General features: G+C 37.5%; 12 protein-coding genes. 9 read left to right on the forward strand and 3 right to left on the reverse strand.

Annotated features, from left to right (window positions below):
- Position 1 precedes the first annotated feature (1 nt).
- The 3 genes from VL047_RS07045 to VL047_RS07055 all read right to left on the reverse strand — a co-directional run bounded on the left by VL047_RS07045 (position 2) and on the right by VL047_RS07055 (position 3,667).
- A complete protein-coding gene (locus tag VL047_RS07045; RefSeq protein ID WP_325359393.1) occupies positions 2–1,879 on the reverse strand; it encodes a 7TM diverse intracellular signaling domain-containing protein in 1,878 nt (625 codons plus the stop codon).
- Positions 1,866–2,600 carry a tyrosine-protein phosphatase gene (locus tag VL047_RS07050; RefSeq protein ID WP_325359394.1) on the reverse strand — a complete coding sequence of 245 codons (735 nt, stop codon included), beginning with the start codon at positions 2,598–2,600 and terminating at the stop codon, positions 1,866–1,868. Before VL047_RS07050 ends, VL047_RS07045 begins: the two co-directional genes overlap by 14 nt.
- A 77-nt stretch (positions 2,601–2,677) precedes the next feature.
- The gene (locus VL047_RS07055; protein ID WP_325359395.1) at positions 2,678–3,667 is read right to left on the reverse strand and encodes a hypothetical protein; all 990 of its coding nucleotides are present in this window, start codon (positions 3,665–3,667) and stop codon (positions 2,678–2,680) included.
- 136 nt (positions 3,668–3,803) lie between these two features.
- On the opposite strand from VL047_RS07055, the gene VL047_RS07060 reads away from it, so the two are divergent.
- The 9 genes from VL047_RS07060 to VL047_RS07100 are packed head-to-tail and all read left to right on the forward strand — an operon-like array spanning position 3,804 to position 13,168.
- Positions 3,804–5,477, forward strand: a complete 1,674-nt coding sequence (locus tag VL047_RS07060) for a M1 family metallopeptidase (RefSeq protein ID WP_325359396.1) — start codon at positions 3,804–3,806, stop codon at positions 5,475–5,477.
- Positions 5,478–5,502: 25 nt separating this feature from the next.
- Positions 5,503–5,871 carry a transmembrane 220 family protein gene (locus VL047_RS07065; protein WP_325359397.1) on the forward strand — a complete coding sequence of 123 codons (369 nt, stop codon included), beginning with the start codon at positions 5,503–5,505 and terminating at the stop codon, positions 5,869–5,871.
- Positions 5,872–5,892: 21 nt separating this feature from the next.
- Positions 5,893–6,603, forward strand: coding sequence for an EboA domain-containing protein (locus VL047_RS07070; RefSeq protein WP_325359398.1), 711 nt, complete (start codon positions 5,893–5,895; stop codon positions 6,601–6,603).
- A 12-nt stretch (positions 6,604–6,615) separates the two neighbouring features.
- On the forward strand, positions 6,616–7,602 hold the full coding sequence (locus VL047_RS07075; RefSeq protein WP_325359399.1) for a TatD family hydrolase: 987 nt from the start codon (positions 6,616–6,618) through the stop codon (positions 7,600–7,602).
- A gap of 20 nt (positions 7,603–7,622) precedes the next feature.
- Entirely contained in the window at positions 7,623–8,513 is an 891-nt protein-coding gene (eboC, locus tag VL047_RS07080) for a UbiA-like protein EboC (RefSeq protein WP_325359400.1), read from the forward strand.
- Between the two features lie 17 nt (positions 8,514–8,530).
- Positions 8,531–9,709: a 3-dehydroquinate synthase gene (locus VL047_RS07085; protein ID WP_325359401.1), complete on the forward strand. Its 1,179-nt coding sequence runs from the start codon at positions 8,531–8,533 to the stop codon at positions 9,707–9,709.
- On the forward strand, positions 9,703–10,920 hold the full coding sequence (gene eboE, locus VL047_RS07090; protein ID WP_325359402.1) for a metabolite traffic protein EboE: 1,218 nt from the start codon (positions 9,703–9,705) through the stop codon (positions 10,918–10,920). Before VL047_RS07085 ends, eboE begins: the two co-directional genes overlap by 7 nt.
- A 49-nt stretch (positions 10,921–10,969) precedes the next feature.
- Complete coding sequence (locus VL047_RS07095) at positions 10,970–12,322, forward strand: alkaline phosphatase family protein (protein ID WP_325359403.1); 1,353 nt, start codon at positions 10,970–10,972, stop codon at positions 12,320–12,322.
- Positions 12,323–12,343: 21 nt separating this feature from the next.
- Positions 12,344–13,168 (forward strand): universal stress protein, encoded by an 825-nt coding sequence (locus VL047_RS07100; protein WP_325359404.1) that lies wholly within the window; start codon positions 12,344–12,346, stop codon positions 13,166–13,168.
- Positions 13,169–13,172: the final 4 nt, after the last annotated feature.

Raw genomic sequence — 13,172 nt, forward strand, 5'->3', positions numbered from 1 at the left:
ACTAGAGAATATCCTTTTCAAGAACCAACTGGCTCCAACCATGCTTATCCGTTGATTTCAAAACCTTCCTTTCCTCCATTACTTTCTTAACACGCTTAGAAAAGGACCAGCAAGTGCTTTGGCGTATTGCAACAATCTCTGATAATTTATGCGAAGAGATTTTGCCTTTGGTAGTATATACCAGGAAGATCATATAGAATGATTTATTGATAGGGATACGCATATTGTGAAAAATGGTATAAGAGGTTACCGATTCATCGTAACCACATTTAGTACACCTCCTGCTATAGGGTGTACTTCCATTGAAATAATGCTCATTAGCACATTTACGGCAATGATAACCGTCTTTCCATTTAAGTTCAGCTAAGAATTCATAGCAAGTATCCGAATCGGGATAGGCTGCACTGAATTCCTCAAAATCAACGTCTGCAGAGAGTGCACGATCGCGGGAAATCTTTTTCACATTGGTGATTAATTCCTGCTTATCGTGTTTTAGCTCCTGATTATCAATCTGAAGGAGTTCATTCATGCGGGAAATCTCTTCAGATTGTTGTTGTAAAAGAATATTTGCTTCTTCAAGCTCTTGATTACGCTGCCTAACCTCACTTTTAAGTTCTCTGTTCAGAATATCTTTTAAGGCTACATTCTCGGTCATTTGTTTAAGAACTTGCTTTTGCATCTTCGCTTGTTCCCTCTTCAATATGCGCAGATTATCTCCAATAGCCAGTGAAAAGAAAATCATTTCAAATATGAAACAGAAGGTTAAGCTATAATAGCTGACAATTCCGAAGTTAAGGCTGGCTATTCCGAGCATAATAAACAGCTTAAAAATGAAGCCGATAAAAACAAAGCCATAACCAACGACAAAGAATCGCGCTGCGCGGTAGCCGCTAAAGTAAATATAAAGTCCGGCAAAGAAAGCGACACTTAAAGGAATAAACTCAATGAATTTATAATTGAAAAGGCTGCGATCAAAAAGCAGGCTGTAAAGAAAAAAAGCTACCCGGATAGCGATGGTATAAAGGATAAGTTTATCGATCCAAGGTGCCCGGTCTTTTAGGTTAAATAAAGCCCGTGTGAATAAAAGTACAAAGGTGCTGGCCGAGATTAATGTAAATGCAAAAGCGAGCTGGTTCCATTGTGGTGAATTAGGCCAAAGGTATTGATAAGCAATGCCATCAGAGCTCATTTCGTAGAGACTAACGCTCAGTAAATACAATACATAAAAGAGGTATTGCTTTTGCCGAACTGCTATAAAGAGTATGAGGTTGTATAAGCTAAAAACGAAAATCATTCCATAAAAAATTCCGAAAGAAAGATATTCGCTTAAAGCATAGGAGACAAAGTACTTGACCGATCGTAAAACAATAATGATGTCGGCGATTTGTGATGATTTGATCTTAAAATAATAGATACCATCGCTTGCATCGTGATTAAATTCAAGCGGTATTTCAAAGTTTTTGTGCTTAAAGAAACGTTTAGAAAATTCTTTGTGGTCCCCTATTTCAATTTTTCTGTAATTTCCGTCTGCTAAAGGAATGTAGGCTGTTATATCGTCAATTGTTTGATCAAAAAACTCCAGGATAAAGTTGTTCTCCAGTTCACTTGCCCTTTTTATACGAATCTTAAACCAGTAAGTTGTATTAAGTTCTAAGGTTTGAGGAGTACTGGAGACGCTGGGTTGAAATTTGGACTGAAAGGCATCATTCCTAATATCATCAAATGAATATTCTTCATTTGGGTCCATCAAGATTTCGATTTCATTATAGGAGAAGATATGTTGATCAAGATGATCCACAAGCTGCACAGGTTCTTGCGCCTTGCCTGAAAATGAAAGAAAAATTAAAATGGAAAGAAGTATGGGTTTAATGTAATTCAAGGTTGTTATGATTCAAACTTTCTAACTGTTTGGCTACTTTTGAAGAAACCGTAAACTTCTTTAAATGCTCTAAATGGCGATCATGATGAACATCGCTGCCGATATAATCAATTAGCCCTGCATCTAATAAACGAAAGGCAATGTCCTGTTCTCTTTTGCCATAATATCCGGTAAATGATAGTGCGTTACATTGTAAAAAGCACTTGCGATCAAGGAAGGCATTTAACTTTACTAAATTTCTATCAACATAGTGATAACGTTCAGGATGAGCTAATACTGGTTGATACCCATGTGTCTGCAACTGGAATAATATGTCTTCAATATTAGGTGGTAGTTCCAGAAACATTGTTTCAACCAGAAGGATGTTATTTTTGAGGGTTAACAAATTTCCTGTTTTGATTAAAGGCAAGAAATTCTCATCCATCATATATTCGGCCGCATAGGATATTGGAATGGTATAACCATTTCTATCAAGCTCTGCTTGTAATAGCTGCTTGGAAACATTAATTGTTTCTGGTGTATTGGGATGGATATCGCTTATAATATGAGGAGTAGCAATGAGTTTTTTATAACCCATTGCTATCATTCCGTCAATTAATCGCATAGAAGTTTCTACGTCGGGAGCACCGTCATCAATTCCCGGAAGAATATGCGAGTGCATATCAACTTGAAGGATTTCTCCTAAACGCAAACTCTCTTTTTTATTGAATATCGAGAACATCTTTATTGCTAATCCGGTATTAAATTACAAAAATAATTAGCAACAAAAGTATCGTTTTTATTAATGGTATAAAAATATTAAAAGACGAACTCCGGAACCTCCGAATCCCAATCATCGGTTATTTTAATATCAAAATCCATATTAGAATAGGGGGTAAATATTCTACCGGTTAACCTGGTACGCTTATTTGCCTGAAGGGTAACATCTGGAATATAACGTGTGGCGATTTCTTTACCTAGCTTGTCAAATGCTTTTAAAGTAACATTACTTATTTCTGCTTCGCTTCCTAATTCACTTTTTAGAATATAATAAACGGTAGCAGAATAGTCGGTACGACCAACATCTTCCGCTTGAATAATAATTGTTTTAAGGGTATTGTGTTGAATTGAATCATCGTTGGGGTCAAGATGATAACCTTTTTTAAGAAGTGGCATAAAATACTGTGCTGTATTCTCGACCGTGATTTCAATGCGAGATGCATTATGAGGTATTTCTTCCTTAAGGTCGATTTCTAAGCGGCCAACGAATCGTTTTAGCTGAATACTTTCAGTTTGAGGTTCAGCTCCTATGATATAGGAATTAGCAAAAGAGAAAGCATCTACAGGTCCAGGTAAGATTCTTAAACTGGTCTCCTGTTGGGAAGCACCATCTTTTCTTTTCACCTCAATATCACCATCAAGTTCAAGCATGGCTCCTGTAATAAAAACATTATAAGGAACAGAGGCACTAGGAGCAAAATAATTCTCATATTTGCCGAAATCGGAATCATCGCTAAATTGACGAACACTATCAACGACTGTACCCCTATAATATACTTTGAATTCTAAGGTGTTAATGTAATCACTTAAATTAATAGATGAAGAGGAAACCTGAGAAGAAAGAGAGGCATTCAAATGAGCTGCTTGGATCCGGTCGACAAATGGCAAGAGGTCTTGTGAAAATCCATCGACGGTAAATGATAGTAATTGTTTCTCTCCGTTGTTTTGATCTTCCGGAACAATAGCGTCTTTCGAACAAGCGGAAACCAGCAGCATAAAAATAAAAGCAGTAGTAAGTTTTTTTGACATAATATTTTATTTTAGTTCAAAACAAATATTGAGATTAGATCATTTATTTAACCAACTGCCAATCAGCTTCTAACGATCTTAGTAAATAAGCCGGTTCACAATTTTATTAACTGAATTAAATTGCGATTTTTGAAGGATGAAATTAGCTTATCGTAGTTTATTGCTGTTTATAGGAGTTCTTACGGCTTCACTATTTTCCTTGAATGCAAATGCCCAATTACTAAGAAACACGAATACTTTTACAAGGGCTGATTCCTTAAGGGGTTCTCTTAATAGTTTTCGAACAGCTTATGATATCCTTTACTACCACCTGGATGTAAAAGTTGATATTACGAATCGGTTTATCAGCGGCTCCAATCTGTTTCTATTTAAAGCAACAGAAGATTTTGACCGACTGCAATTTGATCTTTTTAGCAACTTGGAAGTCGAGAAGGTGGTTTATAATGGAAAAGAGTTGAGATTTGATCGTGAATTCAATGCTGTTTTTGTTGATTTCCCGACAGGAATACAAAAAGGAGCAATTGATTCTTTTCGTGTTTTCTATTCAGGGAACCCGATGATAGCAAAACGTGCACCATGGGATGGAGGCTTTGTCTTTTCAAAAGATTCTTTGGGCAAACCCTGGGTAGCAACCGCAAACCAGGGTTTAGGTGCCAGCAGTTGGTGGCCTAATAAGGATCATCAATCAGATGAACCCGATAGCGTTCTTATTAGTGTTCAAGTTCCAACCGGTTTAATGGATATATCCAATGGTCGTCTTCGAAATAGTGTCGATCTGAAAAATGGATACACACAATACGACTGGTTTGTTAGTCAGCCGATAAATAATTACAGCATATCTATGAATATCGGCGACTATGTACTTATTCGGGATAGCCTGCAAGGCGAAAAGGGTTTGTTGGATATCAGCTATTGGGTATTAAAACAAAACAAGGAGAAGGCCAAGAAACACTTCCCTCCTAATGTAAAATCTATGCTCAAGGCATTTGAATATTGGTTTGGTCCCTATCCATTTTACGAAGATGGTTATAAACTTATAGGTGCCCCTTATGTAGGAATGGAACATCAAAGTGCTGTTACCTATGGAAATAAATATGAAAATGGTTATTTGGGAAGAGATGCTTCGGGAACCGGATGGGGCTTAAAATGGGATTTTATTATAATTCATGAGAGCGGTCACGAATGGTTCGGAAATAACATAACGGCAAAAGACTTGGGAGATATGTGGATACATGAAGCCTTTACTAACTATTCAGAATCCCTTTATATAGAATATCTATATGGTAAAGAAGCCGGACAGGAATACATTCATGGAGATAGAAAGGGTATCTTAAATGACAGACCATTGCAAGGCCCTTATGGGGTAAATAAAGAAGGATCAGGCGATATGTATTTGAAAGGAGGCGTGTTTTTGAATATGATTAGAACCATCATAAATGATGATGAAAAATGGCGTGAGATATTAAGAGGGTTGAATAAAGAATTTTATCATAAAACGGTGGATTATCAGGATATCGAGAGTTATATATCTAAACAATCAGGCTTGGATTTCAGCAAAATATTTTCTCAATATATTCAACATAAGAATATCCCCATAGCGGAGTTTATCTGGGAGAACGGGAAACTTTACGGACGATGGATTTCAGATGTAGCGGGTTTTGATATGCCGATAAAGATTGGTTTGGTGGATAAAGAATATAAATTTATTAAACTGTCAACAGAATTTAAAGAAATAGAACTAAATGGCGTTAATTCAAGCAATTTCCGTGTGGATACATACAATTATTATGTAGGTTTGCTATTCGATTAAAACTATAATTTTGTATATTTGTTTTATGATACTAACTATTCTGAACATTATATTTTTTCTAAGTTTCCTGGTGTTTGGCTACTTAAATCTAAACGATAAAGACTCATGGCTTTGGGTGCCGATTTATCTAATAGCGGCGATATTGTGTGGCCTAGTTCCATTCGGAATGGTATACCCGACGGTCTATCTGATCGTGATGGCTTTTTATATTGTATATGCAATTATTCTATTTGTAGCTAAAGACGGAGTTTGGGATTGGATTACTAAATATAAAAGTCAGAGTCTTGTACAAAGTATGCAAGCTACAAAGCCGTATATTGAGCAAACTCGGGAGTTCTTCGGGCTTTTAATTGCTACAGGCGCTATAGCTATCAACTACTTTGCTGCCGTGTAATTTCTTATAATCTCAACAATCATGTTTAACTATAATTTTAATATTTTAAATAACCTATTTTTTTCCATCATTCAATCCAGTGTAGATTCTGAAACGCTTGCCTGGCTTCAGGAAAAGGCCGATTTAGCAAATGGAGATGAACCTTTTAGCAAGTTCATCATTGCGTTTTCTATTGTTTCCCGTAAAGTACCAAAGGTGGGAGTGGAAGTAAGTGATAAAGACGCTGCTGCAATCAATGAAGTAATACCTCATTTTTCAATTTCCAATTGGAGTCTTAAGAAGCTTTGTCGTGTTTGGCTTATTATGCAGATTGATGCAAGCGACCAGGCTTCTTACATCCGTAAGATTGATGAACTGTTTCGGGATGCCGATATGAATGAGCTGGCAACCCTTTATGCGGCTTTGCCTGTTTTGGCCTACTCAGGACATTGGGAAAAACAATGTGCAGTTGGTATTCGCAGCAACATAGGCTATGTGCTGGATGCTATTATTATGGATAATCCATATCCAGCAGAATACCTGAATGAAGATGCCTGGAATCAACTTATTCTGAAAGCTATCTTTACGGATAAAGATGTATCAAGAATCATTGGTTTAGAAAAGAGAGTAAACAAAGCCTTGGTAATAGCATTACGCGATTATGCTGATGAGCGGAATGCCGCAGGCCGGACAATAAATCCAAAACTTTGGGAGATTGTGGATTTATTTGAAAAAAAACATATTAACAACTAAAAAGGAAAGATTATGTGTTCTAATCATTCAATAGATAGAGATAAGAAGACTTATGGTGAGAATATACCATTGAGTTTAGAAGATATTAAAGGGATGCGTTTTTTTGATCCACATATCCATATGTCGTCACGTACTACGGATGACTACCAGGCAATGGTTGATGCGGGAATTGTTGCTGTTATTGAACCTGCCTTCTGGACAGGCCAGCCGCGTACAGGAATATCAAGCTACAGAGATTATTATAATAGTTTGATTGGTTGGGAGCGTTTTCGTTCGTCCCAATTCGGTATCAAGCATTATTGTACCATTGGACTGAACTCTCGTGAAGCCAACAACATAGAATTGGCAGAACGTGTGATGGAACTTCTTCCTTCTTTTATCTATAAAGAGGGTGTTGTGGGTATTGGTGAAATTGGTTTTGATGATCAAACACCTGCAGAAGACAAATACTATCGTGCGCAATTGGAATTAGCAAAAACAGCTTCTTTACCTGTGCAAGTCCACACTCCTCACCGTGATAAGAAACAAGGAACTACCCGAAGCATGGATATAGCCATAGAACATGGATTGGATCCTTATAGTGTTATTATTGACCATAACAACGAAGAAACCGTTAAAGAAGTTTTGGATCGTGGTTTTTGGGCAGCATTTACCATCTACCCCTTCACAAAAATGGGGAATGAACGTATGGTAGAAGTTGTAAGACAATATGGTTCTGAACGCATCATGATAAACTCGGCAGCAGACTGGGGTATCAGCGATCCTTTGGCAATACCTAAAACTGCAGCACTTATGAAAGCTATGGGAATTGATCAGAAAGATATTGAATTGGTATCTTACCGCAATGCAATTACAGCTTTTGCTCAAAGTGGACAAATTGACGAGAATGATTTTGCGGCAACAACAGAAATCGATCAGAGTCAGAAGTTTGCAGGAAATACCATTTTGAGGGGAGGACAACAGCCAAGGGTAGATAAATCTTCTATTATCATTAAATAAGAAAATTTAAACTCAGCACCTTGAAACGACTGCGTGTTTACTTACTGTTAATGCGTCCTGCTAATATTGTTACTTCGGTTGCAGATGTTTTAGCAGGAATAGCAATCTCAGGTATCTTTTTACAGGAAACCTTGGCTGATGGCACAATAGGAAATATAATATTATTATGCCTGGCAACCATTGGTTTATATGGCGGCGGCATTGTTTTTAATGATGTTTTCGACTATGAACTGGATCGTATTGAGCGACCGGAGCGAGTAATACCAAGCGGACAAATGTCTTTGAAGGGAGCGAGTGCTTTGGCTTCTTCCCTATTGGCTTTTGGAATCATCATGGCTTTATTAGTAAACATAACAGCTGCTTGGTTTGCTATTTTCATTTCCATTTCAGCACTTGTTTACAATAAATGGGGGAAGCATCATCCTTTATTAGGACCACCCAATATGGGACTGTGCAGAGGCTTAAATCTGCTACTAGGTGTGAGTATTTTGCCGGCAGCATTGGCTGGAATCTGGTATGTTGCCTTGGTTCCGATTCTTTATATATCAGCCATAACAATGATTAGTCGAGGTGAAGTTCACGGAAGTGGCAAAAGACCATTATATGGTGCACTTGCATTATACAGCCTTGTGATACTGATGATCCTGATTTTCGCATGGAATAAGGGTATGATAGCTTTTGTTGTTCCATTTTTAGCTGCATTTGCATGGATGATTTTTAATCCATTAATTAAAGCGATTGATACACCAACCGGACCTGCAATAGGAAAATCTGTTAAAGCAGGTGTAATGGCATTAATCTTAATGAATTCAGCCTGGGCCGCTTCAACAGGGGCTTGGAGCTTGGCGATATTTATTATATTTTTATTACCTCTATCTCTTTGGTTGTCTCGAAGATTTGCAGTGACCTAAAGAACGAATTTTTTATCATGAACTATATACAACAGCGTTTTAAAGTTAGTTTCGAATACAAAGTATTCTTTACAGAGGGGCTTTTCAGTTCTAAGAACCCGATTTTTAATGAGGTATTAAAAGAAGACCATCAGGAAAATTATTCTAAGAAAATATTATTCGTAATCGATGATAAAATCATCGAGAATTTCCCTGACCTGGATAAGCAGATCGATGATTATTTTGAAGGGAATGAATACGTACAATTAATCAAAGAAAAGATTGTTGTTGCTGGTGGAGAGGTCTCTAAGAACGATACGCAGTATTTGGAAAAGGTAGTTGATGCAGTGAACCGCAATCGCATTGACCGTCATTCATACATTGTTGGAATTGGCGGAGGGTCTGTACTTGACCTAACAGGTTATGCAGCAGCGATTTCTCATCGGGGAATTAAGGTTATCCGTATACCGACAACCGTTTTATCGCAAAATGATTCGGGTGTAGGGGTTAAAAATGGTGTCAACTACAAGGGCAAGAAGAACTTTTTAGGAACCTTCGCTCCTCCCTTTGCTGTATTTAACGATTATGAATTCTTAACAACGTTAGAAGACAGGGATTGGAGATCAGGCATTTCAGAAGCAGTGAAAGTGGCTCTTATTAAAGATAAAAACTTTTATCAGTGGCTGGAAGATCATGCGGAAGATTTAGTAAACCGCGACAAATCAAGTATGGAATATCTGATAAAAAGGTGTGCAGAGCTACACGTAGAGCATATCGGCGGTGGTGATCCTTTTGAATTTGGCTCTTCTAGACCGCTCGATTTCGGTCATTGGAGTGCTCATAAATTAGAGCAGCTAAGTAATTTTAGTGTACTACATGGTGAAGCAGTAGCGATGGGTATAGCGCTTGATAGTTTGTACTCTGCTTTAGCAGGTTTATTACCACAGCAAGATGCTGACAAAATTGTAAGACTTCTTTCAAAAATGGGCTTACCGGTTACACATGAATTAATGCACCTGGATGGGATAGATCATCCTATCTTTTTAGGATTGCAGGAATTTAGGGAGCATTTAGGCGGACAGCTAACCATTATGCTATTAAAAGAAATTGGAGTAGGTTTTGAAGTACATGAGCTTGATTTGGAATTAGTGATGAAGGCAGCACAAAAACTACAGAACTTTAATCAATCAGACCTAAAACTTTCTGCGCAATGTTAACAAGTGAAGGCCATCTGACTTATTGTACAAACATTCATGCGGGCAATGATTGGGCAGATCATTTTGCGAGCTTAAAAGAGAATTTTCCTCTAATTAAAAATGAAATCTCTCCAAATGCAGCAATGGCAATTGGGTTACGTTTATCCAATGAAGCTAGCTTAGCCTTAATCGACTCGCAAAAACTTGCAGAATTTGAACGTTGGTTAAGCAAAGAAGATGCATATGTTTTTACAATGAATGGGTTTCCATATGGAGAATTTCATAATACAGTTGTAAAAGATCAAGTACATACTCCAGACTGGACAACACCTGAGCGACTATCTTATACGTTAAGATTAGCAGATATTTTATTGAAACTTCTTCCGGAAGGCATGGACGGTGGAATATCAACCTCGCCTCTTAGTTATCGCTATTGGTTTGATACGGATGAAGCAAAGGAAAATGCGATAATCTCAGCTACCAAGAATGTTATTGCAGTGGTTGAGCATATGTATAAACAAAAGTTGGAAACAACGAAGGTTTTACACTTGGATATTGAGCCGGAACCAGATGGTATTTTAGAAACCGGACCGGAATTTATAAACTGGTATAATAAATACCTTTTACCTTTGGGTAAAGAATACTTTTCTAAGAGACTGGCTTTATCAAATGAGCAATCAGAAGCTATACTGAGAGATCATGTACGACTTTGTTATGATGTTTGTCATTTTGCATTGGGTTATGAAAACCACTTTGAAGTTGTAAAGCAACTAGAAGAAAATGATATAAAAATCGGTAAGTTTCAAATCAGCGCAGCTTTAAAAGCTGAAATGCCGGAAGAACCATCAGCCAGACTTTCTGTAAAAGATGCCTTTGCAGAATTTGACGAATCTACTTATTTACATCAGGTAATTGCACAAAAAAGTGATGGAAGCTTATTGCGCTACCGCGATTTACCTCCTGCCCTGGCAGATTCAAATGATTCGGACATAATAGAATGGCGCGCTCATTTTCATGTACCTATTTTTGAAAGTGATTTTGGCTTATTGCAGTCAACGCAACCAGATATACTTGAAGTCTTAAAGTTGCAGGAAGAACTAAATCTATGTGGGCACTTTGAGGTAGAAACTTACACCTGGGGAGTACTATCACCTGAATCAAAACTACCTATGCCTTCTTCTATCAGTCGTGAACTTTTATGGGTTCAACCTCTTTTAAATAAAGCCTTTTGAATTAAATAGCAGACTTGGGTTGGGAATAAAGAATTTAAATTAAAAAGAAATGCAGAAAACTGTTGTACTGAATATTGTTGGATTATCATCATCTTTAATTAGTGAGCATACTCCGTTTTTGACCTCTTATATCAAAAGACGAAAGTTACAAACTATTGAACCTATGCTTCCTGCAGTAACCACCGCAGTACAATCGACCTATTTAACAGGAAAGTGGCCGTCAGAACATGGTATTGTTGCAAACGGTTGGTATGATCGTGTTGATAATGAGGTTAAATTCTGGAAGCAATCTAATAAATTAGTATTAGCAGAAAGTATTTGGGATAAAGCAAAACGTGAAGATCCAAGTTTTACCGTGTCACAAATGTTCTGGTGGTATAATATGTATACCACAGCTGATTATACAGCTACTCCTCGTCCGAACTACTTGGCAGATGGCAGGAAAATTCCAGACTGCTATACTCGTCCGGGTGAGTTAAGAGATGAATTACAAGAGAAGTTGGGCCAGTTTCCGCTATTTCAATTTTGGGGCGCCGGGGCTAATATTAAATCATCGAAATGGATTGCAGAAGCATCTAAATTAACGGATGACAAATATGACCCTACTCTAACGTTGATCTATCTTCCTCACTTAGATTACTGCCAACAGCGTGTAGGTCCGGGACTTAGTGATATAGCGAGCGAATTAAACGAGATTGATGCAGTAGTAAAAGACTTGGTAGAGTTCTATGAGAAGAAAAATGCAAAGATCATCTTATTATCTGAATACGGTATTGCACCTGTAAGTAACCCCATCCATCTCAACCGTCTTTTCCGCAAAGAAGGTTTACTGCAAATCAGGATAGAGCGAGGGCTCGAGATTTTAGATCCGGGGGAATCCAAAGCATTTGTAGTTGCTGATCATCAGGTTGCACATGTTTATATTAACGACAAATCAGTTACGGAAAAAGTTAAACAACTATTAAAAGGTGTACCGGGCATTGAATTGATTTTGGATCGGGAAGAGCAAAAGAAGTATCATATCGATCATGAACGCTCGGGAGAACTGGTATTAATGGCTGATAAAGATAGTTGGTTTACTTACTATTTCTGGCTTGATGATGCAGTTGCACCAGATTACGCACGTTGTGTAGATATCCATAAAAAACCAGGATACGATCCAATGGAGGTTTTTATGACCTCAAAACTAAGAGCAGGATATAAACTTCTTAAAAAGAAATTAGGATTCCGATACGTATTAGACATTGTACCATTAGATGCCAAGCAAATTAAAGGTTCACATGGATGTATTAATACACCGACCGAATACCACCCTGTCCTAATTACAGAAAACGGATATGGAGAAAAGCCTGTTTCTGCGATAGAAATTCATGATATCATTTGGCAGCATTTGCACAGTTAAAACATTTATATATAATTATATATGGAAGCGATATTAGTACCAACCGATTTTTCAGATAATTCAAAACCGGGTCTCCGCTTTGCTATTCGTTTAGCAGCCAGGAATAAGGCCGCTCTTGTTTTCGCACATATTTTTCAACCAAAAAGGCCTTATACAGGAGATGCAGAAGCACTTAAAAAAGCGGATATTGCGAAAGCTCAATTGAAGCTAGAGGCATTTATAAGAAAAGTATACAATTCACTTAAAGTTGAGCCTGGCGAATATACTTGTAAAATACTGGAAGGATTTAAAGCTGATATCACCATACTTGACTATTGTCAGAATCATCCGGATATTAAACTAATCATCATTAGCACCCGTGGAGCCAGTTTCTCCAATAAGATATTAGGAACCAATACAGGTAATCTGATTACGAAATCTCCTATTCCGGTTATCGCAATACCAAAAGATTATCGCAATAAGCCTCTTCTCAATGTGTTATATGCCACCGATCTTGAAAATTTAGATGAAGAGTTTCAACGCGTATTAGATTTTGCGAAACCAAGAGGTTTATCGATTGAACTTCTTCATTTCTCCTCTCCTTCGACTCTTGCCTTGGAGAAAAATCTACGTAGGGATGTGCTTGAAAGTAAAACAGGATATCCGTTAACCATTCGGATAGAGAAAAACGACTCTCATCATCCTATGAGTAAAAATCTTCAACAGCAGATTGAAAAGATCAAACCTTCCTTAGTTGTTCTTTTTACTAATCAGAATCGGACTTTTTACGAACGTTTATTTTTATCCAGTATGTCGGAAGGCTTATCTTTTAAAAGCCAGACTCCGCTATTGGTATTTAAGAAATAAAGCT

It is taken from the genome of Albibacterium sp., from assembly GCF_035514885.1.
Classification (GTDB): domain Bacteria; phylum Bacteroidota; class Bacteroidia; order Sphingobacteriales; family Sphingobacteriaceae; genus Albibacterium.